34 protein-coding genes are annotated in these 26,433 nt (G+C 55.7%); 33 read left to right on the forward strand and 1 reads right to left on the reverse strand.

Annotation, left to right across the window (positions count from 1 at the left end):
• The first annotated feature begins 216 nt into the window (after positions 1-216).
• From C8C96_RS24195 to C8C96_RS24320, 29 genes are all read left to right on the forward strand, one after another.
• Positions 217-804, forward strand: coding sequence for a hypothetical protein (locus C8C96_RS24195; RefSeq protein ID WP_121944264.1), 588 nt, complete (start codon positions 217-219; stop codon positions 802-804).
• Positions 805-813: 9 nt separating this feature from the next.
• The gene (locus C8C96_RS24200) at positions 814-1,302 is read left to right on the forward strand and encodes a hypothetical protein (RefSeq protein ID WP_121944265.1); all 489 of its coding nucleotides are present in this window, start codon (positions 814-816) and stop codon (positions 1,300-1,302) included.
• A 433-nt stretch (positions 1,303-1,735) separates the two neighbouring features.
• Positions 1,736-2,068 carry a hypothetical protein gene (locus C8C96_RS24205; RefSeq protein ID WP_121944266.1) on the forward strand — a complete coding sequence of 111 codons (333 nt, stop codon included), beginning with the start codon at positions 1,736-1,738 and terminating at the stop codon, positions 2,066-2,068.
• A 240-nt stretch (positions 2,069-2,308) separates the two neighbouring features.
• Positions 2,309-3,757, forward strand: a complete 1,449-nt coding sequence (locus C8C96_RS24210) for a DNA cytosine methyltransferase (protein WP_121944328.1) — start codon at positions 2,309-2,311, stop codon at positions 3,755-3,757.
• Positions 3,758-3,861: 104 nt separating this feature from the next.
• Positions 3,862-4,242, forward strand: a complete 381-nt coding sequence (locus C8C96_RS24215; RefSeq protein WP_121944329.1) for a hypothetical protein — start codon at positions 3,862-3,864, stop codon at positions 4,240-4,242.
• Positions 4,243-4,505: 263 nt separating this feature from the next.
• Positions 4,506-5,471, forward strand: a complete 966-nt coding sequence (locus C8C96_RS24220; RefSeq protein WP_121944267.1) for a hypothetical protein — start codon at positions 4,506-4,508, stop codon at positions 5,469-5,471.
• Between the two features lie 120 nt (positions 5,472-5,591).
• Complete coding sequence (locus C8C96_RS24225) at positions 5,592-5,867, forward strand: hypothetical protein (protein WP_121944268.1); 276 nt, start codon at positions 5,592-5,594, stop codon at positions 5,865-5,867.
• A 48-nt stretch (positions 5,868-5,915) separates the two neighbouring features.
• Positions 5,916-6,047, forward strand: a complete 132-nt coding sequence (locus C8C96_RS25315) for a hypothetical protein (protein WP_255424930.1) — start codon at positions 5,916-5,918, stop codon at positions 6,045-6,047.
• 322 nt (positions 6,048-6,369) lie between these two features.
• Entirely contained in the window at positions 6,370-7,125 is a 756-nt protein-coding gene (locus C8C96_RS24230; protein ID WP_147455741.1) for a hypothetical protein, read from the forward strand.
• A gap of 96 nt (positions 7,126-7,221) precedes the next feature.
• On the forward strand, positions 7,222-7,434 hold the full coding sequence (locus C8C96_RS24780) for a hypothetical protein (RefSeq protein ID WP_147455742.1): 213 nt from the start codon (positions 7,222-7,224) through the stop codon (positions 7,432-7,434).
• Positions 7,421-7,639, forward strand: a complete 219-nt coding sequence (locus C8C96_RS24235; protein WP_147455743.1) for a hypothetical protein — start codon at positions 7,421-7,423, stop codon at positions 7,637-7,639. The genes C8C96_RS24780 and C8C96_RS24235 overlap by 14 nt, the downstream gene beginning before the upstream one ends.
• A gap of 102 nt (positions 7,640-7,741) precedes the next feature.
• Complete coding sequence (locus C8C96_RS24240) at positions 7,742-8,209, forward strand: hypothetical protein (protein WP_147455744.1); 468 nt, start codon at positions 7,742-7,744, stop codon at positions 8,207-8,209.
• A gap of 233 nt (positions 8,210-8,442) precedes the next feature.
• Positions 8,443-8,796 carry a hypothetical protein gene (locus tag C8C96_RS24245; protein WP_147455745.1) on the forward strand — a complete coding sequence of 118 codons (354 nt, stop codon included), beginning with the start codon at positions 8,443-8,445 and terminating at the stop codon, positions 8,794-8,796.
• An 11-nt stretch (positions 8,797-8,807) separates the two neighbouring features.
• Entirely contained in the window at positions 8,808-9,119 is a 312-nt protein-coding gene (locus C8C96_RS24785; RefSeq protein WP_147455746.1) for a hypothetical protein, read from the forward strand.
• Positions 9,120-9,190: 71 nt separating this feature from the next.
• On the forward strand, positions 9,191-9,739 hold the full coding sequence (locus tag C8C96_RS24250) for a thymidine kinase (protein WP_233584414.1): 549 nt from the start codon (positions 9,191-9,193) through the stop codon (positions 9,737-9,739).
• Entirely contained in the window at positions 9,699-10,796 is a 1,098-nt protein-coding gene (locus tag C8C96_RS24255) for a hypothetical protein (protein WP_233584416.1), read from the forward strand. The genes C8C96_RS24250 and C8C96_RS24255 overlap by 41 nt, the downstream gene beginning before the upstream one ends.
• A 236-nt stretch (positions 10,797-11,032) precedes the next feature.
• The gene (locus C8C96_RS24260; protein WP_121944274.1) at positions 11,033-11,716 is read left to right on the forward strand and encodes a hypothetical protein; all 684 of its coding nucleotides are present in this window, start codon (positions 11,033-11,035) and stop codon (positions 11,714-11,716) included.
• Positions 11,713-11,970, forward strand: a complete 258-nt coding sequence (locus tag C8C96_RS24265) for a hypothetical protein (protein WP_121944275.1) — start codon at positions 11,713-11,715, stop codon at positions 11,968-11,970. The genes C8C96_RS24260 and C8C96_RS24265 overlap by 4 nt, the downstream gene beginning before the upstream one ends.
• 106 nt (positions 11,971-12,076) lie before the next feature.
• Positions 12,077-12,664 carry a hypothetical protein gene (locus C8C96_RS24270; protein ID WP_121944276.1) on the forward strand — a complete coding sequence of 196 codons (588 nt, stop codon included), beginning with the start codon at positions 12,077-12,079 and terminating at the stop codon, positions 12,662-12,664.
• Positions 12,665-12,726: 62 nt separating this feature from the next.
• A complete protein-coding gene (locus C8C96_RS24275) occupies positions 12,727-12,963 on the forward strand; it encodes a hypothetical protein (RefSeq protein WP_147455747.1) in 237 nt (78 codons plus the stop codon).
• Between the two features lie 254 nt (positions 12,964-13,217).
• Positions 13,218-13,988 carry a hypothetical protein gene (locus C8C96_RS24280; RefSeq protein ID WP_121944278.1) on the forward strand — a complete coding sequence of 257 codons (771 nt, stop codon included), beginning with the start codon at positions 13,218-13,220 and terminating at the stop codon, positions 13,986-13,988.
• A 126-nt stretch (positions 13,989-14,114) separates the two neighbouring features.
• On the forward strand, positions 14,115-14,564 hold the full coding sequence (locus tag C8C96_RS24285) for a hypothetical protein (protein ID WP_147455748.1): 450 nt from the start codon (positions 14,115-14,117) through the stop codon (positions 14,562-14,564).
• 228 nt (positions 14,565-14,792) lie between these two features.
• Positions 14,793-15,395 carry a hypothetical protein gene (locus tag C8C96_RS24790; RefSeq protein ID WP_147455749.1) on the forward strand — a complete coding sequence of 201 codons (603 nt, stop codon included), beginning with the start codon at positions 14,793-14,795 and terminating at the stop codon, positions 15,393-15,395.
• Between the two features lie 368 nt (positions 15,396-15,763).
• Positions 15,764-16,075, forward strand: a complete 312-nt coding sequence (locus C8C96_RS24795) for a hypothetical protein (RefSeq protein WP_147455750.1) — start codon at positions 15,764-15,766, stop codon at positions 16,073-16,075.
• A 60-nt stretch (positions 16,076-16,135) separates the two neighbouring features.
• Complete coding sequence (locus C8C96_RS24300) at positions 16,136-16,417, forward strand: hypothetical protein (RefSeq protein ID WP_147455751.1); 282 nt, start codon at positions 16,136-16,138, stop codon at positions 16,415-16,417.
• A 312-nt stretch (positions 16,418-16,729) separates the two neighbouring features.
• Entirely contained in the window at positions 16,730-17,638 is a 909-nt protein-coding gene (locus tag C8C96_RS24305; RefSeq protein WP_121944283.1) for a hypothetical protein, read from the forward strand.
• Positions 17,635-18,021 (forward strand): type II toxin-antitoxin system RelE/ParE family toxin, encoded by a 387-nt coding sequence (locus C8C96_RS24310; RefSeq protein WP_121944284.1) that lies wholly within the window; start codon positions 17,635-17,637, stop codon positions 18,019-18,021. The genes C8C96_RS24305 and C8C96_RS24310 overlap by 4 nt, the downstream gene beginning before the upstream one ends.
• Positions 18,018-18,338: a helix-turn-helix domain-containing protein gene (locus C8C96_RS24315; protein ID WP_121944285.1), complete on the forward strand. Its 321-nt coding sequence runs from the start codon at positions 18,018-18,020 to the stop codon at positions 18,336-18,338. The genes C8C96_RS24310 and C8C96_RS24315 overlap by 4 nt, the downstream gene beginning before the upstream one ends.
• 636 nt (positions 18,339-18,974) lie before the next feature.
• Positions 18,975-20,792 carry a hypothetical protein gene (locus C8C96_RS24320; RefSeq protein WP_121944286.1) on the forward strand — a complete coding sequence of 606 codons (1,818 nt, stop codon included), beginning with the start codon at positions 18,975-18,977 and terminating at the stop codon, positions 20,790-20,792.
• 64 nt (positions 20,793-20,856) lie between these two features.
• Here C8C96_RS24320 and C8C96_RS24325 read toward each other — a convergent pair whose 3' ends face one another.
• Positions 20,857-21,642: a hypothetical protein gene (locus tag C8C96_RS24325; RefSeq protein WP_121944287.1), complete on the reverse strand. Its 786-nt coding sequence runs from the start codon at positions 21,640-21,642 to the stop codon at positions 20,857-20,859.
• Between the two features lie 454 nt (positions 21,643-22,096).
• Between C8C96_RS24325 and C8C96_RS24800 the strand changes: the two genes are divergently transcribed.
• The 4 genes from C8C96_RS24800 (at position 22,097) to C8C96_RS24345 (ending at position 26,358) form a co-directional block, all read left to right on the forward strand.
• The gene (locus C8C96_RS24800; protein WP_147455752.1) at positions 22,097-23,284 is read left to right on the forward strand and encodes a hypothetical protein; all 1,188 of its coding nucleotides are present in this window, start codon (positions 22,097-22,099) and stop codon (positions 23,282-23,284) included.
• Between the two features lie 301 nt (positions 23,285-23,585).
• Complete coding sequence (locus C8C96_RS24805) at positions 23,586-24,728, forward strand: hypothetical protein (RefSeq protein ID WP_147455753.1); 1,143 nt, start codon at positions 23,586-23,588, stop codon at positions 24,726-24,728.
• A 284-nt stretch (positions 24,729-25,012) separates the two neighbouring features.
• Positions 25,013-25,780, forward strand: coding sequence for a hypothetical protein (locus C8C96_RS24340; RefSeq protein ID WP_147455754.1), 768 nt, complete (start codon positions 25,013-25,015; stop codon positions 25,778-25,780).
• A 188-nt stretch (positions 25,781-25,968) separates the two neighbouring features.
• The gene (locus tag C8C96_RS24345; protein WP_147455755.1) at positions 25,969-26,358 is read left to right on the forward strand and encodes a hypothetical protein; all 390 of its coding nucleotides are present in this window, start codon (positions 25,969-25,971) and stop codon (positions 26,356-26,358) included.
• The last annotated feature ends 75 nt before the right edge of the window (positions 26,359-26,433 follow it).

Below are 26,433 nucleotides of genomic sequence, written 5' to 3' on the forward strand. Positions count from 1 at the left end.
GGGGCTTTTCACAGCTTCTTTCACCAGGGGGCTATGAAAAGCGTATTTGGTCGTTCCTGAGTAATTCAGGCACCGATGCTCCAACCTGCAGGAGGATAAGCAAGCAGCAAGGCGTTCTTTGGAATGCCACTCACAGGGTCTTCAAAGACCCATCATCAACCCTTGCGGGGCTCAACCTCCGCATGGGGGTGTGCTTCGCAAACTCGGAGTACATCAATGGTCAATGAAAGAGATCACGTCAAGCTCGGTTTCGCAGAGCTTGCTCGGGTGAACGTGGCTGATCAGTGGTTGCAATACCACTTCAACTCAGTCGATGACGTATGGATCGTTTTCGCTCTCGAAGAGCGCGACGGCCAACCGCCGAAATGGCGCCGAATCCATGCCTCTTGGGGCCATGGTGAAGCGGCCATGTACGGCGCATACAAGAAGGGCGCAGCATGGGAAGTGCATACCGGACAGCGCAAGCTGCGTGGCAAGACACTGCCCGTTGAGAAGTACCTGGCAGAGATTGCCAAGCTCCCGACCAAGCAGCTTTCGGATATTGGGGCCCTTCGCCCTATGTGCCGGAAGTCTGTCGAAGGTCATGGGCTTGAGTACATCGACCGCTACTACGGGCACGAGTGGGACAAATCCTCCTGGGACATGAGCGAGGCTGGGCCGACAGGTCCATTCCTCATCCCACTGTCCACCCGTCAGAACATGGCCTTTCTGCAACGCGTAGATGGTTCGTCCGATGTGTATCTCGCATCGGCTACGGGCTCCATCAAAGTGCTGCCGACTGACACGTTGGATCTTTTCGCGTAAGGGGCGCCCATGTCAGTGCAGATCTTTTATGACATCGCGGTGTTTCGGATTCCGGCCAAAGCGTTGGACACACCCGAGGACGTTTACGGTTTGTGTTTCCTCTCGGGGGATTCCAGGACGTACACCCATAGCGGTCAGCGTGAGCGGCGGTGGACCTGTCCAATCGTCGGCTTCTACGATGACGTGATCGCCCACCAGCTTACATGGGTCAATTACCAGGTCTATTGGAAGACGAACGGCGCCTCTGGTGCCACCCGCGACTTTCAGTGGCTGGCCAAGATTCGCAAGAGCTTGGACACTGCCACTGAGGTCGGTAGCTTGTCTGTCGATTTTGTTGGCATGCAAGTGGGTGACCTCAGTGTTGAGCCCCATCGACGCTGTAAGGGGATGACTATCCGCGAAGCCATCAGTAACTCGATGGCGTTGCGATCAGACCCGAAGACGGCCGGTGATTCGGACTGGGATGCTTTACGCATCCTGGGGCCTGGATCAAACTAACTTTTAACCCTTGCGGGGCACTTTCCCGCATGGGGTTGTGCTTCGCTCTCTTTGGAGTTCGCAGCATGAATGAATCAGAAAACACAGGCGTTCGCCTGGCAGGCTCTGTCGAGCATGTCATCGGCTATGCCTACCCCAGCAGCCCACTCGCAGTGCAACTCGGCTACTCGAAGTCGGGTTGTTTCACTGTCGAGGTCGCAGGGAAGACAACCCCTGCAAAGTCTTACGGTGACGCGAAAGCGAGCGTTGGCCGCTTGGGTACTGTTCCGGGGCGATGGTCTTGGGATCACCCTTGCAACAGTCATCTCCGGGTTCAACCTAGCGAGGTGCAAGTTGCACGCAGCCCGGTAACGGTCTGATCGCCAGTCAATTCAAAACCCCGTGGGGACGCCAAGTCCCACGGGCGGGTGTCTCCACAATTCAGGAGAACATCATGTCAACCAAACCGATCTACGCGCGGGCTGTAGCAGAAGCGCTGTTGAAGCACTTACAGGCATGCAAGCTGCCGGTTTACTGGGTCACTGAAAAGGGCCGTCAGTGGCCGTATGCGCCCAGCACCCGCTGGCCCGAGCAACCCTCTCTTGACTTCCACATCAGGAATGACAGTGACGGATTTGTGGTGCGTGTGATCCAGAACAATGACTTCAATCCACTCGCAGGCGAAATCCTGTTGGCGGTCAAGTTTGAAGCCAGCCTGATTCACGCAGGTGCTTGCATCGAGGCCTTGGCCAAGTTCTTCCGAGACTTGGACGTTTCCACCTTGTAGGCTCATTTCGAAGCCCCCATCCAAGCGGATGGGGTGCTTTCCATAGGTCCCGTCAGTGGGGGCTATGGCAAGCATTTCGACGCTCTGAGTAATTCAGACGCCGGGTCTCCGCGCTGCGGGAGGGTAATGCGCAGCACCAGGTCATCTGACCTTCCACTACCGGGAAACCGGATTTTTCAACCCATGCGGGGCACTTTGTCCCGCTGGGGATTGTGCTTCGCGATTTTTCAGGAGCACAACATGAAAGCATACGAGTCAGCCCGTATCGGTGAGAACCGTGGTCGGCCGCGACTGTGGCTGGAGGGATTCAAAGCATCCCTTGCTGGGTTCATGCCTGGTATCCGCTTCAAGATCCGCAAGGACGAGGAGCGAACGATGCTGGTTTTGGAGCAGGACGTGCACGGTGATCGCATCGTGTCCAGAAAGCTGAAGGGGGGCAAAGAGATCCCCGTCATCGACATCAACTCTTCTGAGGTCCTGTCAATCTTTGATGGCTACAACGCTGTTCGCGTGGTCGTTCAAGGCAGTCGCATTCGCATCCTTCCCCTTGCGGTGGAGATTGCGAAGCGCGAGCGCCTGCAGCGACTCAAGAACAAGCTTGCCAACGGGGAGCCACTGGACTGCGGTTCGGTGTCTCACGGTGGTGGTGTCCTTGATCACGCGCTGCACAAGGGGCTTGAAGAGGCGGGGATTCAGACCCGCCTTGCGTTCGCGAATGAGATCCGCCCTGAACTGCTGGAGCACACGCGAGAGCAGAACGACATTTGGTCGAAAGAGACGATCTCGTTGGCCGCGCCGCTGCAAGAGCTTGCGTTTGACCACTGGGCTATGTCCGCGCTACCGAAAGTCGAGGCCCTGTTCGCTGGGTTGCCCTGTTCGGGTGCTAGCGTTGCGGGAAAAGCCAAGAACGGCGCGGGTCATGCAGAGGCCCACCCCGAGGTTGGCCATCTCGTTGTGGCCTTCCTGGCAGTGATTGCCAAAGTGAATCCGGCCTTGGTTGTCCTAGAAAACGTCAAGCCCTATTCTTCGAGTGCCTCCATGTGCATCCTGAGGAACCAGCTCCGAGACTTTGGCTTCACCGTCCACGAGACGGTTCTGAAGGCACAGGACTGGAACGCACTGGAACACCGGGAGCGCATGTGCATGGTCGCTGTCACTGAGGGCATGGAGTTCGATTTCGAATCGCTCGTGAGACCTCCAAAGGTTGAGCGAACGATCTCCGAGATTCTCGACCCCGTGCCCGATGACTCCGATCTTTGGAGCCCCATGCAGGGGCTCAAGGACAAAGAGTTGCGGGACGCGGCTGCTGGCAAGAACTTCATGATGCAAATCGTGACGGCTTCCAGCGCGAAGTGCCCCACAGTGACGAAGGGCTACTCAAAGGCGCGCAGCACGGACCCCAAGCTGCAGCACCCTACGAACCCGGACTTGCTTCGGCACTTCACGCCGGCAGAGCATGCGCGTCTCAAGCAGATACCTCCGCACCTCATCGAGGGGCTGGGTTTGACACTTGCGCACGAACTGCTTGGTCAGAGCATTTGCTATGAGCCCTTCAAGGCTGTTGGCCGGTGCATTGCAAAGTCTGTGCTGTCTGTGAATCAAGCTGTTTTGAGCTGCATCGCGAAAGCGATGGAGACATCGAAGCGGCCTGAAGTGCAGCAGAACATGTCGATGGCATTGTTCGCCTGAGAGTGCTTCCTCGCTCTCCCATCTCGGGGTAATTCACCCGATCAACCCACATGGGGCTCCTCCATGTGGGGGGTCTCATGTGTTCACCATTTGATGAGGACAACATGACGAATTTGGATCTCTACAACGCACGCGAGCAGCTTGCTGATGTGGCTGAGTGGCTTGGTTGGCAAGACGAATGCCTTGCTTTCGGCTTGGTCAATGCCTACGACGCGCTGCGCCTCTATGACTACGCCCAGGCCCACCCGGAACTGCCAGAGATGGCTGAGGACTGGGAGCCTGAGCACCGCGTTGAAGCGCTGGGCTATGACCCTCTCGATTTGCCTGAAGCGCTGAAGGGGCGGCATGTCACTGAAACGGGGGCAGCTAAGGCTCACGAGGCATTGAGCGCTTCGCGGGTGCTGTTGGACTCGGTGGCATTTGTTGCCACCGTGGGCGACACCCAACCTGTCATCGATTTGATCGATGCAGTGATGCATTCTTGACAGGCACTTGGACTGGGGGGCTCTCCCACCGTCCTTCTTTCTGAAACCCCAGTCCTTTGCGGCTGGGTTTTCCTAAGCGCTCCCAGCGGGTGCTCTTTGGAAAACAGGTTTCTTCGCTATGGCTACGCCATACGGGATGCTCCTTGCTGCAGGAGGATAAAACGCAGCGTTCCATCTCCGAAAGGAGTTATTAACCATCCACTACGGGTGCATCTACCCGTAGTGGGGATGCATTTGAAGTGGGTTTTACTTAGGAGAAATCCATGACAAATTCGAGCGAAAAAGTATTCACATCTTTTAAGGCTCTTGCAGCCAACCGGGAGATGACAGGTGTCTCTAAGGACGACGTTTTCAAGGTCCCCCTTGATATGTTGCTTGAGGAGCCAGGGTTCAATCCGCGTGACTACAACGATCCTGAGGTTGAGGCTCAAGTCGAAGCGTTTGCTCAGGCTTATGAACTCGGACATTTCGTCCCACCTTGCGTGGTACGAATTGATCCGATCACCGGTGAAGTGTTTCTGGTTGAAGGGCACACTCGGACACGGGGCGCAAAGCGCGCTCGTGATCGGGGTGCATCGATTGAGCGATTGGTCTGTGTGCCATTTCGCGGCAACGTCATTGACCGACATTTCACGAAGCACACGAGCCAGAACGGTCTCAAGTTCAAGCCTGTCGCGGTCGCTCGCGACTACCTCAAGCTTCTGAACATGGGCCAATCGGTGAGTGATATTGCAAAGGGTGTGCATCAGAGTGTCACCCACATCCAGTCCATGCTGGATCTAGCTGCTGCGAACCCTGATGTCCACGAACTCGTGAACTCAGGGGCGGTGTCAGCTAGTACAGCCATTGAGGTAGTGCGCAAACACGGTGAAAAGGCAGGTGAGTTTCTATCCGGCAAGTTGCAGGAAGCAATTGCACAAGGCAAGACATCCGTGAAAGCAGCTGCCGTCAAGGAATGGGCACCACCCCGCAAGGTGTCGCTCAACCTTTTCAGCTCAATCACTCCGGTGTTCAAGGCCGTGGCCGAGGACGAGGGTTTGAAAGAGCTGCTGGCTCGAACTGACGATATCGACCCTGCCGAACTGGAAGGGAAGACCGTCACGCTGAGTGCTGCGAGTGTTTTGGCTCTGTGCCGCAATTTCCAAGTTGCTGACCAGCTCAAGAACAAGCGCACCGGGTCCACGCCCGAATCCCATCCTGGTGATGGGGAGCAGGCAGACGAAGCCTGATTGATCCGGCCTTCACTCCAATGAAGGCCATATGTCGCGTTCTTCTGAGCGCGGAATTCAACCCTGCTGGGACTACTCTCCCAGCGGGGGCGGTTCCGGCGCTTTTTTAGGAGATCGCTTATGGATCGACACAGCATAGTCTGGCTATGCATCCCTCTCGCCATCCCCCTTCTGGTGGTAGTAGGTTGGCTGTTCGCCAAAGTGACCACGGCATTCGCGAAATCGCGGGTAGCTTGGATCGCTTCAGCCCTCGTACTCCCGCACTTCGCTTCGAAGTTGATGGACGGAATCTATGACGCAGTGCTTGCCGGGAAATACGCCTATGCAGCACAATTGGCCGGTGCTCTCTTGCTCGTTATCGCGGGCCTGAGCAGCCTCTTGAATACTCGTCGCTGAACTTTCTGCGGCGGTTTGTTGTCCAACACAGGACGCAAGGAATTGACAATGAACGAGTTTTTCAACAACCCTGTAGCAGTAGGAATGAGCCTCTTGGGGCTCCTGCTGCTCGTGGGTTCTGGCTTTGCGAAGTGGCAAGCGAGCTGGGAGCGCAAGCACCAGCGTAACCACGATCACTGATCAAATTCACTTCCGAAAAGGGCTGGCCACTTCCTGTGGCTGGCTCTTTGTTTTTCAGCTGCCGGTTTTCCCCGCAGCTCGTGGCCCTGCCAGGTAACTGGAACGGCCTTTTGTCAAAGATGCTGAGGCGTCTTTGCATGCGCTCTGGCACAATGGAGCGCACGCAAAGACACTTTTGTGTGAGGCCGGGTAATCTGGCTTCCTCATGCTCGAAGCCACCGAGTTATTTGTGGCACTTCAGTAGGGTTCGCCCTGCTTTTTCAACCCCTGACGGGCATCCAATGCCCAGGGGGTGGATGCCTGTCTCTTTAGGAGATAGCGCATGCTTTTTGAAGTCGATACCGATGAGGTGTCAGCACCGGTTCAGCCACCGGTTTCCCAACGGCCAAAACCCGAGCCACGAACCCTCCACGTTCCAGCTCAGGAGTGGGAGGAGTGGTCCGCCATCGTCTGCTGCGCCAAGATGGCTGAGTCCAAACCTGGTGAAGTCGTGGGTGTACCTGTCGTTGAACATGGCGGGTACCTCCATTGCGCTTTTTCAGCGATGTATGGCGGCCGAAGCGGTAACAACGTGGTTGATGCTTGGCAGCTCATTCCAGCTGACCTCTACGAGGGGCAGACTTGGACTTACCATCCCCTGGACTTCAGCGTGCGTGAGCGCGGTGACTACACCGGTCTTCGGGTATCTGTACGAGGCTCCCATGTGGTCTGTACGAAACCTGTATCGGTTGTCCGCACCTACCCGACGATTCGTCCGATCTCAATGCAAGATGCCTTGAAGTACGACGATTCCGCAAGGTCTTATGGATGGCGCGCGATGGGCTTCCGTGGGGCTAAACGCTCGTGGAAGCTTCTCCATGGCCACCCCGTGGCGGTCTACCACGGTGCTGACGAGGTGGAGGACGGTAGCACTGCTGTGCTCCTCTGGAAGTACAAAGGTCGCATCCTGGACTACTACCTTGGATCTCCCGAATTTTTGGAAAATTTACAAGATTTCCAAGAAACCAGCGTGAGTTCTGTACGTACAGAAGTTCTCTGTAAACCTCAGACCGTGCCGCTTCAGGCAGCGTTGTTCTGAGGCTCCGTCCTTTCCTTTCAACCCTGGCGGGTCTTCCCGTCATGGGGGACCTGCCGTTTTGTCCAGCTTGACTGGCAGTCCGCAGAAGGAGGTTTTATGAAGACATTTGTAAATGCTTCGGCAGTGAAGGTAGGGGATACCCTATGTTTCGCCAATCCAGCACAGCAAGTCACGGTTGAGCGCATCAGTGAGTCGCGTGCCGATGGATCGATTGGGTTCCACGGTAACGACGACACCTGGTCGAGTTTCTATCGGCCGCAAAACCGCGTTCGAATCCTCAAACAGGATGCTCCAAATGCAGCAGGCTGACGCTTGCCAAGAGATCACCGAGATGAACCATGTTGCTGCGCTCTTGCGTCGCCATGGGTACACCTTCAGTGATCGTGGCGCCTGGTTGGTGGTGAACGATCCCGTCCATTCCCTCCTGGGGGGACGGGCGGTTCCCACGGGTACGCAACAGATCGTAATTCGCAGCCTCAAGCAGGCTCGCAAATTCATCGCCGAGCGCTCCTGAGTTACCTCAACGGTCCCATTCACGGGGGCCAACTTTTCAAACCCGGATGGGCACTCGCAGCCCCTACCGGGGACAGTGCCTGTCTCCTTTATCGGAGTAGTCATGAGTTCTCAAAACGTTTTCCCGGTGTTCGATCCCGAAATGCTTGCGACGCTTGTTGCTTGCGCTCTCCAGCATGTGGAGGACGTTGAGTCGGGGGTCGAGGACGGGACCTACAGCGCTGCCGAAAACGAGGATCTTCCTCGCAAGCGTTTGGCGGTCGATACCTTCGCTTCCATGCTAGCTCAAGAGGGTGCGGGAGTTACTGCGCAGCGGACTCTGGCCAGCGTTGCTGGTGCAGCTTTACCTGGTCATGTTGCTGACCAGGTGGCTCAGGCCGGCGAGTTGCTCATCCGAGCAGCTGCATCGTTGGGCTCACTCACCGCGTCCGAACAGGATCTGGTGTCTAAGTCCGATGGTGGTTTGCTCTCGCAAGGCATCGCAACGGCGCTTGGCGCGTGCAAGGCGATCAGCCCTGCCATCGCTCAGAGCCTTCAGAACCACCCGCCACGGGGCTTTATCGCGCCGTAGTGGGGATTTAAGGGGGTAACCCCTTCATCCAGTGAAAACCTCCCTCGGGGGGCGTTTTCCAAAGCGGCATGCGCTTTGGAAAGCGAATTTCAATCCTCAGCCTGGTGCTGCAGGAACGATGCGGCGACTGGCCGAGCTGTAGTGGCAACCAGTCAATTCCCGGCGAAAGCCGTTTTCAACCCTTGGGGCCACTATCTCCGAGGGGGGTAGGGCTCCATTTTTCGGAGCCTTTTATGAACACAACTCTCAGCAGTGTTGAGCCCTCTAAATTGCTGTCCCCTGAACGGATCTGGAACATCCTTGCCGATCAGGACGAGACATGCGATGAGCGACGGGTTTGCTACTACCCGGACATCGAGACCCTCGCGCGGCAAGTGCGTTCCTCGAAGTGCTGGACCATGGGTGAGGTCTTCGTGTACGTCGAATCGGCCCACCGTTTCATCGTCATGAAGCAGATCGCACCGTCAAGCTGCGAAATGCTGACCATCTGCCAGGCCGGATATTGCGACGTGCTTACGGCTTATCGCTATACGCAGGAAGAGCTGGTGGCCAGCCTGAATGAGTATCTTGCCCGCGCCTCACGTTAAGGAGCCAGTTCATGGACAAGCAAAAACTTGAACCAGGCCTGGACGGTTGGGTGGAGAAAAAGCGAGCGGAATGGAGCGCTCGGGGTACGCCCGATCCGATCAGCATGATCGTTATTGAGTATTGGGGACATGGCGATGCAGCCTTTGGTGGTAGCGGTGATGACCGCGCACTGGGGCCGGATGGCTTGATTCTTACTACACAGATGCGCATGAGGTCTGATCCGGTGCAGTTCGCGAGTCTTGAAGAGGCTCACGAGGCCTGCAAAGGGATCAAGAATCGCCGCCCCCAATCACTGCTTGGTATCGCGCCACGTTGGCGTTGAATTGGCTGTACTGCGCATGGAGAGGGGACCTCTCGGCCATGCGCGACAGCACCACACAACAGGAACCCAGCATGCTCGACTTCTACTACAGCACGATGCAGGGCGGGAAAAGTACCGCGCTGCTGCAGCGGCGTTACAACCTCACCTCGATTGGACAGCGGGTACTGGTCATGACCAGTGCGCTCGATGACCGATACGGGGTGGGCAAGGTCACCTCCAGAATGGGGCCTCAGTGCGAAGCGGTTCTCTTCAACAAAGAAACCTTGTTCGACCCCGCATTGGGACTTGACCAGATTGATGAACTTCTCATCGATGAAAGTCAGTTTCTGACGCGGGCCCAGGTCAAGCAGATTCACCAGAGGCTATGCGTTCGCATGGGGCTTCGGGTGTCGTGCTATGGCCTGCGGACGGACTTCAAAGGAGACGCCTTCGAGGGCGCTTCTGCGCTCCTCGCCTTGGCAGATTCATTGCACGAAATCAGCACGCTTTGCCGCTGCGGAGAGAAGGCAACGATGAACCAGCGGATAGGCCTCAATGGGGCTCCAGAGCGAACAGGAGAGGTGGTGGAAATCGGTGGCGATGTTCGCTACCGACCCGTTTGCCCGAAGTGTTTCTACTGAGGCCTTCGACCACGAAGAGATCCAATTTTTCAACCCTATGTGGGCACCAAGTGCCCAGTGGGGCAGGGTGCTCCGTTTTGACGGACCAAAAATGCACCAAGAAAATATGCCCCAAGGGCAAGTGAATGCCTACCTCGCGGATGGGCTTCAGATGCGTGTCGGTGTTCCTCACCGAGGCGGAAAGCTTGCGTTCCATGCCTTCAATGAAGGCTTCAGCGCGATGGTTTCGGCTTCTGCTTTCTGGAACCCTGCAAAAAGTGTCTTTGTGATTCCTGAGGCATCCGATCTCTACGAGATCGACTGGGCCCTGGACTCCGCTGGTTTCACCGCAGTGAAGGGTTGGCAGGCAAAAGGAACACAACCCGGCATGGCTGGGATCTACCCCTGGAGCCTCGCGGCATACGTCGAGGCAGCATCGCTGCTTCGGCCGAGCTGGTGGTCTGCCCCCGACTTGTGCAACGAAATGCAGGTCGCTGCGAACCCCGACGAGGTGCGTCACCGCATCAACGTCACTGCAACGTTGCTAGAAGGCACGCTGCAGATCATCTACGAGTGGCAGAACGAGCTTGCTCGAACCTGCAACTCCACGGTGGTTCAGGACCTGGTGCGCCCACCAGTGCCCATCATCCAAGGGTGGACCCGCGATTCCTATCTTTACAGCCTTGATCTGACGATGGAGGTCTGGCGTCGATGGGAACCATGGCTTGCCAGTCCAGCCTTGATGGGGCTCGGATCGGTGTGCCGCCGCGATACGTCGCATCCAGAGCACGGGCTCTACGCGATCCTTCAGGCCTTGGATGGAAAGCTACCCAGCGATACCCGGCTGCACCTCTTTGGTGTGAAGGGTTCTAGTCTTGCGCAAGTGAAGAAGCTGCCGTGGATTGCGAGTACCGATTCCATGGCTTGGGACTTTTCAGCGCGGGTCAATGCACGCAAGAGCGGCCAGTCCAACACCATGGATCACCGCGCTAGCGAGATGACACGATGGATGCAGTCTGCTTCCAAGCGTGTCGCGGTCAAGCTTGGCGATCAGCAGGAGCTATGCCTTTTGGCATGAAGCTGCGCCTCGTTTGGAAGTTCTGATCCCCATGGGGCTCAGGACTTTCCACAGCGTCTCCTCTAGGGGCGCTTTGGAAAGTCATTTCTTCCCTTCAGCCTACGGCTGTATGGAAACGGACGCTGCCCGGACCTGTAATGGGTGAAACAGCAAACAACCGGCGCAAGCCAATTTCAACCCTCTGGGGCGTCACATGCCCTATTGGGCTGTGGTGCTCCTCCTTTCGGAGAAGAACCATGAACATTACCAAGGTCACTGTCGCTATGACAGTTGTCAGACCTAACGGCCCATTCAAATCCGAGGCAAGCATGCTCGACTGGATGAGTCTCTGCCTCAACTGCAACACCAACAATGCTGCCGTTGTGCTGGAAAAAATCTCTCCCCCTTCGATGGCTGGTGGAGGGTTGTGGCGTATCAATGACGCCTTCGAGTCGGTCAACAAGTTGCTCGATGCATCGGGGGCTCTGGACAACGCAGAACTGCAGTTTGCGGTCTACGTGCTCCGTCTCACGATTGCTCGTGCCGCAGGCGATACGGCCCGATGTGAAGCTGCAGAAAAGAGCTTGCAGGAGCTGAGCCCGGCGATTACTGAGTTTGACCTTGCGACCTTTGACGGCTGGGTGGGAGCGGCGAAAGCACTCCTTGCTGACAAACCGCCTGGGACGGCTCTGGACGATTCAGCCTTTCAAGGCTATCTGGTGCTTGAGCAAGGTACCTTGTACGCGATCCCCAAGCACGCGGTGGAAGACAACAAGGTCGTAACCGAGTGGGGGGTACCTGTTGATGCCTACGTGCCTGATCAATCCATCTGGAGCGATGAGCACAAGGCATGGGAGGCCCATGACCCGATGACCAATCGCGATGTACTGTTGATGCCCAGATTCGTGAAATACGAAAAATCGGAGTTGACTTCATCATGAGCATCACCAACACCGCGCAAAAATCACCAGCGAAGCACATCATGGTTTGGACCTTGGCCAATTGCCCTCACGGGGAAAAAGTCATCGTCAAAACGCGTGTGCCTCTCAAGGCCACAGATGATGATTTCAGCATGGAGATCGCGGCCGGGGAGCGTCAATTGACATCCAAGGGATATACGGTCTACGGCTCCTTTCTGGAGTCTGATCCCGCATCTCAACTGGTCGATTTGGAGGCGTGTCAGCTTGTCGTTTGACGATATGTAGATAGCGCTTTCACAGATACAACTTTCAACAACCCCCATCGGGCACAGCATCCCCGATGGGGGGAGCTGGTGTCCGATTTCTATTTAGGAGTCAGACATGCAGAACAACGAACAGGTTAAAAAACCTATTGTTCCAGGGTACGGGACAAAAGAAGAGCCCTTGTCGATTGACCAGGCGCGGGCAAAAGTCCGTGAAGATTTCCTGAAGTTGGCCGAGATCGTGATGAGCCAGGTCAGCTTGCCTCCTGGGCATGGTTACCGAAACACGCCAGCCCTTGGATTGGAAAGTCAATTACGTTGGGCGGGCTGCGAAGTGGAAGCCTCGGAGTATGGGTTGAGCATCCACGCAGGTCTTGTTCCCGGCGACTGCAACGACAAATCGCAGCTTTTGATTGAAGTTCGGTACTTCCATCCTGAGTTGCATTTTCGCGATGGTCGCCGCAAGGCACAGGTCTCCCGTAGGTACAACGATTGCTACTCTGCTCACCTCTGGGTGGAACAGGGCAGACCGTTTTGGGGCCAGCACGTTTCACTCATCCAGGGGAATGAGTTTTGTCGCGACTTCACGTCCATCGAATCTCTCGCTGAATCGATTGTTGATCGTTTGAAAAAGGCGATTGAAGCCAGAAAGCCAGTTTCGAATGAGTGCATGGTGAACACCGCCGAATCTGAGGCGTTGGCATGAGTCAGAGATCCCTAAACTCAAGCGAGAGCAGAAGCCTTCGCGAGGATCAGAAGGCCTACCTGATGAAGCATCGCCACATCGTGACGCTCGAACCCCATGTTCCTGCTTCAGAGGCGCTGTACAGGACACATCGTCATGGTGCAGTGACTATTGATCGTGCAATGGAGCTTGATGCCATTCACGATACCTACCAGGCCCAGCAAGCTCGACTGAGTAAACCTGGGCCACAGTTCGACGCTTACTCGGTCGCCGAAGGTCGTTTTATCGATCAGCACGGTATGTCAAGTCAGCTCGACTAAATGCCACTCCAGAACCCGCCATTCGGCTGGTTCTGGATGTGATGCTTTTATGGAAAAAAGAGTCTTTTCCAATGCACCAGTTCTGGCGCTTTGGAACATGCTTTTCACCCTCTTGCTTATGCAGAGGATGCAAACGGCTGCTGACCGTGCTTTCATGGCAATCAGTATTTCAACTGGCGCAAGCCTTTTTTCAACCCATACGGGCACGAGTTGCCCATTGGGCCCGTGCTCGTTTTCCTATTTGGAGATCAGATATGACAAACAGCACCACGCAACAACACTTGGAGCATGAAACTTCAAGTTTGAGCCTTGATAAATTGCCCTTCCAATTGGAGTTTTCAACCATGAACGATTTACCCGAAATTGGTGTTAGCTCCCATGGCGTTTTCGTTACCAATCCCCAATACGATGCCGGTATGACTCAGAAGGTCGATCCGGTGGAATGCTGGGGTATTTCTCATGCTCACGCCCGGTTCATCGTTGACCTCAACGAAGAGCTTGCTGAAGCAGTTGAGGATGCATTGAACACTGCATGTCTGAGACTGCAGAAGATTGCTGGTATCGAGGATGGTGGCTTTGCAGGCACATTCTTCAGTGGGCATCCTATTCGCCGTGATCTGATGAACGTGCTGGCCGAATACATTACGGCTGATGTGAATAGTTACCGCTCAGAAGCGAAGGGTTTCCATTTGACCAAGGAAATGATCTCCGAGGCCATCGGTGGCAAAGACCTCAAAACTTACGATGGATGGCTCGAAGCTGCGAAGGCGCTGCTTGCCGATGCCCCGTCATGGACAGCTATCCAACAACCGTGCGGTCTATTCGCGGTCAAGATATCGGATGGCGCACTCGCGGGGGTCTTCTGGTGCGCAGATCATGGTGATGTCAGCTATGTCTATCGTGAGGATGAACTCGCAGACTTTGATCGCAGTGCGTGGGCCGGTGATAGCTGGGACGGATTGTCGTCTCAGGATAACGAGGCCTGTCTGCGCAATCCTGTTTTCGTAGCTCTTCGCCACATTTGATCTCGAAACGGTTGCTGTCCGTGCCTGCCATGGCAATACAGCAGTTCGGGCGAATGCCAACACCAACCCTGACGGGCACCAGCTGCCCATATGGGCCTGTGCCTGTCTTTCCAAAGAAAGCGCACCATGAATCATCTTGATCACATCGATCAGAAGTATCTCGACACAGCGTCCCTCTTGCGAAGCCAGATATCGGCTCCTCTCATGGGCGATTTCGTTCTGTTTCCTACCGGCGAACTTGAACGCTTCAGCCACGACATGGGTGATGCCATTCAGACATCGCCAGGAGGTTCCTTCTACCTAAACGCCGATGGTCGCTCCTCGCTTAGCTGCGGGGGGCTCCATCCACCCATTCCCACCGACTCGATTGAGGTGATTGATGGAGTGTCTCTTCAAGGGCGCTTTTGGTTTTTTCAACACCAGCAAGCCGGTGCAGGGCGAGGTGTCTATGTTGACTGTGCATGCCGCGTCTTCAGGACCTCCAGTCCATTCGACGGTTTTCTCGGGAAAGACTTCATGAATCCCCTTCGGGATGAACTGAAGGCTTTGCTAGAAGCACAGTTGAAGCTTGCCTGATTTCTGCTCCCGGTTACCGGGGTGTAGAGCTTTCTCAAGAGTCTCCTCCATATCGAGGGGGCTCTTCGGAAAGTGATTTCATGACTGTTCGCGTAATGCGACTGTTTGAAGCGGACACTGGCCGCGCCTCTCAAGGCAACCCAGTACGCCAGGCGAAAGCCTTTTTTAACCCTGACGGGCATGATGCCCGTTAGGGCATGTGACCGTCGCTCTCATGGAGACCGACACATGACAACAACCCTATCAAACGCAATCGTGGCTTTTGAAAGTCCAAATGCGTTCAATAGCAATCCTTCCGCGCGAGAGTTTTGGAATTCCCATGTCAGATCGCGCGTAAATGGCTGGGGACTCATTGATCTTGAGTCACACAGAATTAGCGCAATCAAGGGCAATTCCATTGTTCATTTTGCGCCAGGTGGGAGTGACTTCAACAACCCAGAACCCCTGAGCAGTGAAGTGCTGTCATCGGCGCGTCTAACCGCCAAGGCGTGGTGCCGCGCCAATCAATGCTCAGTCACGAGGGAATCGATCCTTGCGTCGATTTCTGAGGAGATGAAAGTGACTGTTCGCAAGATTGCGTCCCTCCGAAAGAACGTATTTGAGGCTGAAAGCCTTGACGACAAAGTTCTGGCGCACGGGCGGATGAAAGAACAGGAGGCCCAGCTGGAGAAGCAGCGTCTGAATCATTTCGCTGCAGAAGATGCAGTTGATGAATGCATCCGTGGCGGCGCCGTTGATCCGTTTGCCTCCCTGGCTCATCTTTATCCGAATGTGGTTTTGTTGATCAAGCAGTTGCTGAAGAAGCAATCTGTAGTGGTCGCTGAACACTGATCGTTCAATCCCTGACGGGCACCTGCTTGCCCGATAGGGCCGGTGCTTGTCTCATTCTCTGGAGAACAAGTAATGCCTCGACATCAAGTAGTGAAGTACACCGCCCATGGTCAATTTGTTGCAATCGTCTCAGGTCTCGGCCGTCATGCCGGCACATGGGATAGTGACCACAGTAAGCGTGCCGCGCAGCGTCATGCAAGCTCACTCCGTAAACAGGATGCAACCCACATCTTCAAGGTTGAGTCCATGAACTGAGCAAACTGGCGAAGCCTTCGGGGTTGCCAGTCTTTCAAACATATCTTTTTATCAATCCCTGACGGGCCCTATCCCGTTAGGGGTTGGTCCGTCTTCGCCCGTGGAGTCGGAACATGCTGAACCCTCAGTACCAATGTCTTACACCTTCCCAACTGGATTCAGATCGCATCCCGCGCTGCCCCAAACCGGGAGAAATTGAGCGTCTCTTCGAGCAACGCGATCTTTTGATTGGAACACTCGTTTCGAAGGGCGCCATAGAGGCAAAGGATCTTGATAACCTGGAGCGCAGTGGCAAGTGCATCGTGGCAAACGAACACTGGCACCTGTGTACCAAGGATGCGCGCGATGCGCTGCACAACGACGGTCACCATTTTGTTCGCTCGTGTGCTTCTATCGCTGCGACAAAAGGCGTGCATCGCTTGTAGTTCACACCCTGCCGGGTAGCCCCCGGTCTGGGGGATGCCTGGCGTTTTCAAGGAAACGTCATGTCACATGCATCTGTTGAGCGCCCTGTGCGTACTCACCGACTCAAGTTGGTGGTGGACCACGATGAGCGGGGAATTTTTCGAGCCCATGTTGAGGACGAGTTTGGCAAGTCCATCTTCGAATTCAGCAATGAGGACGATGATGGCTCCCCAAGTGTCGAGGGCCTTTGGCTTATCGAATTCGGGTACATGCGCCATGCCCGTGACGCCCACGGCCTGATGGAATACCTGCAGGAAATGGGCATTGCGAGATCGAGCGCAACGTTGAGCGTTGAAGGTTGACTCCATGCCTGGTTTTGAGTTCTTCAACGAATTTCCACCGTCGAGTTCTCTTGACTGAAATCCACACCAGCACCGACCTCACCAGGTTGGTGCTGGTCGTGACGATTTGCCCTCCTAAAGAGCAGATTCCCAAGAGCCAGTTATTGGCCTTTGGGAATTTGTTTTCACCCTCTTGCGTACTGCAAAGGTTGCAAACGGTTGCTGACCGTGCCCTCAAGGCGAATCAGCGTTGCAGGCGAAAGCCTTTTTTAACCCTGACGGGCACTTGTTGCCCGCTGGGCCGGTGTCCGTCTCTTTCGCAGGAGAACGGAAATGCTCGGAAACGGGTCGAATTACATTGAGCAGCCTACCAAGTCTCATGACAAGGTAACTACTCTCAAAAACGCGATTGGCCAAGATGCTGCGAAGCCTTTCTACATCTGGGCCAACGACGACTGCGCAAACAAGTGCGAGAGCTTCGAGGAGGCCAAGGCCATTCGCTTGTCGCTGTTCAACGAAGGTGGCGAATTCGTCCACATTGTTGATGCCGATGGAGTCGAAGTGGTTGACTCAGAAATCGAGGCCCACGAGGCGCTTGCCAAGGCTGGCTACTTTGTCGGAACTCGCAATCCTGAAGTGAAGCCCGAGGTACCTGGCGCGTTCATGGTGAACGATCCCCAAGACCCGGATGGCTTTGCAATCGTCGGCGACGACATTGCTTCGCTCATCCTGGAGGCAAGGGATCATCTGCTTGATCCTGCGCCAGGCGGGGGAGTTGTGAATTGCGTTGATCCGTCCACCTCAACAGCCGAAGCCGGATCATCCCTTGTGGATGGTGAGGTACTAGGCCAGGATGCCGATGGTGGCTTGGTCCAATGGAACAGCACGGATGGCGTTTCCTACAACTCTGGCCAGACAGTCGAAGACTTCGGCGCTAGCAACTTGACTGAGGCTGAACTGAAGCGACTGAATCTGTCCACTTCCTTTGAGCACCCTTCAGGGGGCAAGACTGGCAATTTTGCAGCGAGGTATGGACAACACGCAGAGCGTGACGGTCAACACTTCACACTGCTGGGGGCCGTTGATCCAAAAACCTACGACTCCCACGAGTGTGGACCGATGTACAGCATTCGTTTCGTCGATGGCGTCGAAATCGAGGCTTGGCCAGAAGAGGTGGCATCGGCGGGGCTGGCACAGAGTCAGGTTGACCCTTTATGCCAATCTGGGCATAATCCAACATGATTCAGCCCCCACGCAAACCCATCAAGTGGATGGGCTCATCCAAGAAGGATCTCAAGGAAATGCCTGAAGACGTTCAAGACGTTTTCGGGTTTGCCTTGGGGCTTGCTCAGGCTGGGCAAAAACATGATGCCGCGAAGCCTCTGAAAGGCTTTGGATCGGCTGGCGTGCTGGAGGTGGTGGAAAGCGATGAAGGGGGGACCTATCGTGCCGTTTATACGGTTCGATTGGACCACTGGATCTACGTTCTGCACTGCTTCCAAAAAAAATCGACCAAAGGCATAGAAACACCTAAACAAGACATCGACCTGATTAAGTCACGGTTGAAGGATGCGCAGGAGGATCATGCCGCTTGGTCACAACAGGCTAAAGGAGTCAGAAAATGACTGTCGAAATTGAAGTTGGTAGCACCAATGTGTACGCCGACCTTGGCTATTCTGACGCCGCAGAAATGCAGCGCAAAGCTACTCTTGCGGCAGAAATCGCGAGGGCAATCAAAGCCCGTCGCCTGACCCAAGAAGCAGCGGCCACTTTGCTTGGTATCGATCAGGCGAAAGTGTCAAAAATCACTCGCGGTCAATTCCGTGGAGTGAGTGAAGCAAAGATGCTTGAGCTGGTCGCTCGGCTTGGCCACGATGTAACCATCATCGTGGGCAAGACAAAGCGGCAAGGCTCTGGCAAGATTGAGCTGTCATTCGCTTAATCGCCGAACAAAGAAGCCCCCACTCCGCAAGGACTGGGGGCTTTTTCATTGGTGCATCCGAATTGTTTATTCCATGTGCTGAGTCACCCTGCGGCCTAAGCAGCATTTCCGTGTTTCACCTTAACTCCTGGCACCTGTGGTGGCCGTATCCGACGCACCTTTTACTCGGTTATATAAATGTTAGGCAGAGCAGAGAAGATGCTGCAATAGAAAGTACAGCGGCGGCTGCGATAGCGAGCATCAGAGCGATGAGGCGAGCGAGAAATAGCGTCGTATTGCGCATGAGCGGTCCCTGGTTAGCATGCGCAGACAAGAGCGTCTGCCAGTCGTATAGCTAGCAAACCAATACACTGCCGCCTGAATGTCACCTTTGAGACAGGTGTGGCAGCTACCACCGGGACTACACGCACGAAGCTCACAATAGTCAAAAAACGAAAACGTCTTTCTGTTCTTTCCAAGAATCGCAGGCCATACGCCTCGATTCGGTTGTAGTTCTGCTTTGGGCTACGATTGGATTCGAGCATTAAATCCGCGATTCGGGCGTTGATAAAGTCGTAGGTGAAATTCACGCGGCCAGAATGCTGAATATCTGCCTCTTAGAGCACTCTGGCAATCGAAGGCTAACCAAAAATCACCATGGATCACGAAAGATTTACCTACTTCAGAGAGCACCCCGAAGAGGTCCCGATTCCTGAATATTTGGCCCTGGCGATCCCAGTGACGATGGAGGACGTTTCCTCCGGCCAACTCGCTCACCTAATGAGCGAGTTGAGCACGCACCCTGGGTTCAGGGAGATGCCTGCGCAGCAACTTCAGGCCTGCCTCGCAGCAGGGTTTGGGTATGCCTCGTGGGGGGCACTGGTCGCATTGGACGGCAGGATGGCTGATGAGCGCCAGCTTCCCAAAAATAGTCAGAAGCTGGAAGACGCCATCGCATGGCGAATGTTTGTCGCGGGCTTTGTTGGACTCTACGACGCGCTAGAGGCGGTATATGCGTCGTGGAAATCAGCATTGCTGACCGTGAGACGCACTTACGGCGACTCGGGCTTCCTAGACACTCAAGCCCTAAGCATGGCGGACGACTTCTACGAACGCCGCGTTCGAGGTTTGGAGGCAAATTGGCAAGAGTGGGAAAACCTTGAAAAGATAGGGCCGGGGATAGTGCGCGTTAAATGGGCTGCTGAGTTTGCTTGGGAGGTTGCCAACATGTTTTGGTCCCCAGACTGCGGCATCACCCTGGAGAAATTGATGGCGGACATCGAGAGCGGTGCCTACATGTCCACGCGGTCTTTGACAGAGAGATCATGGGGGCTCATGTACTCATGGCCCACTGGTCTGCAGCCTTTGCAGTTCGCGAATACTGATGGCTCGCATGCAGGATATGGCTGGGCTTGGCCAGAACTCGGGCTTGTCCATGGAAGTGTTTTTTCAACACCCGCAGACCTCAGGGAGTCGGCGGTAGCACTCTGGGAGCGACAGCCGACACAGGATTACGCGCTGAAAACGCTGCCTGAGAAGCTAGTACAGGTGAATTTTCAAAACCCATGGCGGCCCAGCTACGTGCGAGTCGCCATGAATTCTGGGGCCGGTCTTGAAGATCCCTACTCGCAGGGCCCACTGTTAGAGCTGCTACCAACGCGCAATGGCCGGTTATTTCTTGGTCGTGAGTTGACGATAGACGGCGAGTTCTGGAGCGGTCCAGTGCGGCTCATGCAGGCAGATCAGCTGGAGTGCCTGTTGGGCTTGCAGCTTCCATCGGTAGAGGAAGCAAAGCAAAAATTGCAAGGTGAATGCGATTGGATGCTGGAGAAGGTCCCTTACGCTTTTGATCAGAGCACCTTTGAGACAGTCCTTCAATTTGCGGTGGCTATCACTGGGCTAGCTGAAAGTGAGCGGCAGTGGATCGACCTAGAACCTACCGCGCTCGAATCCTTGAGCAAGCTCCTTGCTTTGTCTGCACTCCACGCCAATCCAGTTGCTTCGGAGGAGGCGCAGTATGCGATGGAAGACTCTTGGGTTCGCTCGGTTGATGCCCCTAATGCCGCACGAGAAATGATCAAAACCTACCCAGAACTCAGTCGCTTAACTGCTCAAGTTTTGGGCGACTATGGTCTGGCCTTCTATGGCAAGAATGGTTTGCGCAATAGCCGAAAGCACCTGCATCGCGACCCAGAATTCATGGTCTACTGCGTGTTGCGCAATCTTGGTTCAGCTCCTCGAATACAGACCCATACGGATATCGTTGCACTCTTCCGCTTGGTGAGGCTGCACACCCATCGCAAGGAAGCTATGTGGCTGGACTCGACCCAGCGAGATACCCTGTCGAATCAGACGCGGGACCTCTGTACTCAGTTCCTGTCTTTGGAGTCAATGTTTAACGACCTCGACAACAGTCTCAGTTCCTCCAGGTTGAGTTTGGTGGACGCCGGTTCCGGCTCTTCCAAAAAAATTTGACTTGATGCCCAAATAGGGAAGGGTAATGGGCACAGTCGGAACCCCTGCCTGTAACCCCTCATGATCAACCTGGTGGCATGAGCAGGTCAGGCACATTCGCGCTGTCCCACATCCAGGCTGGCCAAGATCGCGCGCCGTCCGAATTCCTTATCTCGCCCATGCGTAAGGCACCGGCAGCGACACCGGCACCGAAAGCCTCCAGCGGAAGCCTCAGGAAGGGTTCGGGACGATCAGTCGGATAGACCACGACCCTTTGCCCTTCTTCATCGCCTACGGGCCCAACCAGGGGCATGCATGGCATGTCCTCAAGGGCCCGGTTCATGGCCTCATCGATGGACCAGCCCTGCGTCATCAAGAATCGAATCCTGCTGTTCCCCAGAGCTTTGAAGTGCGCATCCCGCACCAGCCACACGACAGATACCCCACTGGCTCGGTAGCGCGCGGTCCTGCTCCGGTAGTCGTCCCAGTGCTGTTGGGCCAATTGCACTTCGACAGCAAGAGGCCCGCGTGTCGTCTGCACCAAAACGTCTGCCTGCCATTCCTCGCCCGATGGTGTCGCGCCAGGCTGCTCGACCCTGGCTTGGTGGCCAGCGGCCCGCATCCCGAGCACCAGTTTGATCTTGGCGATTTGGTGCTCGACGGATTCTGGGGCTGTAACCCCGGCCATGCCTGGTGCAGCAGCAAAGAACTGGAGACCACGCACGCTGCGCTTGAGAATGGCCGGTATGCGGTGGCGGCCGATGACAAAAGTGCCTATAGGCAGCTTGCGCCATTTAGCCCAGACATCCGAGGTGGTGGTGAACGACTCGACTTCCAGGCCTGTCGCCGCGACGGTTGCGATGAGAGTCATGCGGTGATTGTCTTCCTGCAGGCCACGTAGAGGTAGAGTGTATTGCTCGGAAACGGCGCTTGAAGTGCGTAGATATGGCCAAGTGACGTTCGCCTGGATTTACGTGGCGAATGACTCTCATGGAACGGGCACGTCCCCCATCACCAAAGCACTTGGTGTCAATTGCAAAAACCAGATGCACTTGACCACCGAGTCCGCTGCCTTTGTCGTAGCAGCACAGCCAACCATCACAGCATGAGGTTATCGACAGGGCTCTGTTCCTTGTTGCCAGCTCCTAACAGTCTCACTATGATTCGTGCTTCGGTCCAGGAGACCGAAGCGGACTTAGGGGCCGCTGCGCTGGCGTGCAGAATCTTGACGAGAACCCCAAAGAATTGCTTCCCCACACCCTCTCCACGATTCATCCTCCCTCGTGGTGATAGCCAGCGTCACCGCGATAACCAGGAAGAATCGCATGGCTATCCCCGCTTTCGTCTTTTCGTCTGGAAACCTGCCCAAGCTCAAAGCCAAGCAGCTTTCGAAGGCATTCCCCCATCTCAAACTTTCGGCCGCACAAGAAGCGACAGCTCTGGCCTTGGGCTATTCATCATGGTTTGAATGCTCGCAACGTGGGCTGCTAGGCCAGCCGAGCCCCTCCGATCAGGATGCAGGGTTGACTGTGCGTGTGGCCAGGTACTACCACCAGGCAGGTGTGCTCATGAAGATCGGCATCACGCCAAGCGAGGCTGATCGCTGGGTGCGCACATGGGGACTGACAGGTCAATCGACCTTGGCCCCTGAATACGGGCGCCCAAGGTACTGTGTTTGGAACGAAGCACTTGAGCGATTTGAGCGCGGTGAAATTGACGAGTCCCTTCTTCTAGAAGAGTTCGGCGAGCAGTGCTACTCAAAGTATCCCGAAATTGATCGCCCCCAGCGAGTCTGTCCGGGGGTCATCTTAGGCCCCATGGGAAAGTACCCGCACTATGTCGTTGACCCCGCAATAGCCGCGCAGATTCCAATCTATCTGCGCGGTCCCCATAGCAACTTTCACTACGAAGATGATGGCGACGTGTTGGCGATGTGCGTTCCTGGCTTCCCGGCTGGCAAAGCAATGGAAAAGATTTTCCCCAGGCTCAATCGCATTCAACATGAATGGCACTTTGGAACCAAGCATCCAGAAGCAAGCGATAAGTCCATCTCCAAACTGGTTGCAGCAGCAATGGCGCGCCCTGATGAACTCATGGTGGTATCCCAACGCTGGATGCCTACGCCAGGTGGGGAATACGACCACAGTCGATATGCATTGGCTTGCCTTCGAGGATCTGATTTCGCGGCATTCTTAAATACAAAAGGGGTCATTGATCCATCTTCTGTCATCTGGTTTCGCGACGTGGAACTGTCCAGGCACTTCGAAGAATGGAGCGATTGGTTGGATGGCTTTGTGTGGGGACCAGAGCTTCCGCCGTTGCCCGTGTTCGAGGGGGCAAGGAAACACCAACCCAGCGTTCCACTGTATAGCTATCCCTTCATGAAAGCTCCCATGTCGGGAGATGAGTATGGCGGGAATTCAGAGCATCATTGTCTGCTCCCTCTGGATGAAGACTACGACGATGAGTACGCGACTGATGAAGCCGATTTCGTTGGGGAAGTGAATGGTTGAAAGCAAGACCCCTGTTCAAGGGTTTGGTGAGGCTGCAGAGGCAGATGTTCTCCACCAGATACCTGAAGACGAGCGAGTATGGTTCGCCGACCGTGAGAGGTTGGGATGGGTGTTCTGCGTGGGCTTGTCGCGCTACGCGTCGGAGAGGTCTGGGCGAAAGACTGGGGCTATGTTTAGACTGGTCACGCCGGCAACTGGAAAGCCAAACTTCGAGTGCCGGTTGCAGTGCTCGGTGGGCTCCAAGTCTGTGACACTGACCTCAGGGCCATGTGGATCTTCACGCGAAGCTTTCGAGCGCGCTATGGGCCAAGCAGCGGGGCTTCCGTTTCATGATGAATTGAACTGGCAGGAGGCACTTCGTGAAAAGGTGCCTTTCGATGGCATGAGGGCTCCTAAGTTTGTGAACTCGGTTGCAATCGGCATGCCTGCAATCGTCTGTTCTCTGCACTGGGGCAATAGGGAGCACTCTCGTGAGGTGCATTCAAGCAGCCATGTCAGTCGCGTGGATGCCTTCAACGACGCTATTGAACTAGCACTGGCCATGGGCCCTGCGCCCGCAGCGTCCCTGGCATCAGTTAAGCAAGTGCCCAGTGCCCGACCCATTGCTTGGGTTTCTGCTGTTCGATCTCAAACGGGAGATCGGCTAGGTGGAGCCCAGGTGTCCGTGGACTTTCTTGCCGCTGGAGCCGATGTGATTTGCCGAATCGATTGGGGTAATGCGTCACGTCGCAGTGTTCAGTCCCAGCCAAAGGCGACCCGCGTGGTAGCGTTCGATCAAGCCATGTTGCTCTTGAAGCGCACATTGGTCGAGTCTACAAATCAAGATCCGCCCGTGGTTGTCCCACGACCAAAGTCGGGACCCATGGGGGCGCAGGACAGAGCATTGCTCTCTGAGGCGAAGGAGCGCTGGGGCGTTGAGCGCGCCTGGTTGATGAGGCTCCACAATCCTTCCACTGCGCAGATCCAGCGGCTCCATGACTTGAACACATTTCAGGTTTTGCTTGACAGCTTGCGGTGCTACGAAATTGATCGCGGGGCTCGCGATGTAGCGTTGGGCCGCATCACCAGGGAGCTGCAGCGCATTCATGGTGAACAGACCGATTCGGCAAAGCGTATTCGGTTCGCTGCCAGTTTGCGAGCGCTACTTGGAAAGCGTTTTGCTGAGGCTGGAGAGGCGGTTACCTTGACGCCATCTTTCGCCAACCAGGTCATGTCTCGTGGGTATCCGCCAGACATTGTTATTCAGGAGCTGGTGAAAGAGCAGTTGCTCAGACTGACGCCTACGGGCACTTTGTCAGTGTCAACGCTCGGGGCGAATCTACTTGAACGCCATATCGGTATAGACGTGAGCCCCGGTAGCGTGGGGTCGAGTTTGCCGCAGGGAGTCATGAGGATGCTCCTGGAACTCAAGGACGCAAAAGCCGAAGGCGCAGCGTGGATATAGAACACCCTTGAAGTGGCCCCGGAAAGAAGCGGGTTACGGGTAACCCTTTCCGATATTCCTCGATATCGAGGCTGCATGCGGCCTGGCGTGCCAAATCGGGGGCTCATCCATCCTCTCTAGCTCCTGCGCTCACGCACGCACCTCGCGCATGCATTTGTAGCTGACACGCCACATGTTTTTCACCTCAGGAAACAGCGTTGCAACGGGTGAAAGAACCCCTTGCCTTTGCCTCTGGACCGCCCCAGACTGGTCATGTTCTGACAGAAAGGCATGTGATGGGGGGCTTGGAAAAATCTCTGGTGGACAAGTGCCTCAGGCGTGCGCTCGATCCGAGCGGCATGCCCTATACGGAGCACCGCCTGGTTGAGCGGTGTTCGCTGGACATCTCCTATCATGGCCAGGAAGCTCGGACCTCAGTCCGAATGAAGGGCGTGCGAGGGTATGGGCTCAAGAAATGCAGGCGACTCTTGCCATCGGGCCCGCCGGGTGAGATCAAGCATGCCACTTCTGGGCTCCTCCACATCGACTTCCCCTCGGTTGCATTGTTGGCCGCATTGCGTGGCCAGTCGGTCGCTCATCATGCGCTCGCGGGTTTCTACATGGGCTATTCAGGTGCTCGGTATCCGCAGCAGATGCCAGTGGAATTGGGCGGGCAGTTTGCGCAGCAGCACCTCGAAGTAGAGATTGACCTTGATGTCGTTGAAGCGCTCATCCAGAACAATCCCCCAGGCCCCTTTGGGAACTCCCGACAGGTCATCTTCGATTTGCTGGAGGTCGAGCACATCGCTCGCAAACGGCGCTGGAAGCGCGTGGATCTGGCCAAGTGGCGTTCGGCTGGCTTGACGTGGCCATTGGTTCGCTTGGAACGGGCACCCCCAGTAGCACCAAGGCCCTTGGTGGCCACCTACCGAGTGTCCGAGCGTCACGCACGGTTGTTGCGTCTGTTTGACCAGGCCGACGAAGCGGGCAAGGGGCGCATCGAACAGGCTGCGGAATCTGCTGTGTCTGCTGCGTTTGCCGTGTCTGCTGAATCGGGTATTAGCGCGCTATGAAGTTTGCAGGGCGACTTTTGCGTCAAGTGAGCGTCTCCGGCAGTGGAGCGGGCTGGAGCTTGGATGCTGAAACTTGGATCTACCGAGCCACGAGCTGGACTGATGAAGCCCTGGAGCATTTGGGGCCTTGCCCAGATCCTGTGAGGGTGGTCATGGATGCACCGGGGAGGCGGGCGACCCGTGTATCGGTGTATGACCGCAATCTGCTGCTTGTGACGATGGAGCGCCCCCCGCTGGCCGCAAGGGATGATGGCTTCTTCTGGCGTTCAGTGCGTGTCGAGTGGCGGGCCCGCATTGCGGGAGATCGCCGGCACTTGGCGACATCTTTGATGATGCATGTCGGCGGTAACCCAAGCATCCATGACACGCATGGTGCAACACACATCGGCTACTCCTACGATCACGAGCGACCGGGCAAGACTTTTGTTTATCCTGAGTGGCCACCCAAGACCGCAGTGCTTTTCCTGCGAATCGAGCGCGCACACGAGCCCCGCGAAGCCATCATCGACATATCGCCAACAGCGGCGCGATGGGGCGAGGTGATCGCCCCCACCATCAGTCTGCAGTTTGTGCCGTAGCCAGTGATCTGGGGGCAGGCCCCGCCTTCCGTCTTTCCTCTATGTCGAGGAACTGCGCGGGATATGATCGAAAAA

The organism is Acidovorax sp. 100 (assembly GCF_003688355.1).
GTDB lineage: Bacteria > Pseudomonadota > Gammaproteobacteria > Burkholderiales > Burkholderiaceae_C > Acidovorax > Acidovorax delafieldii.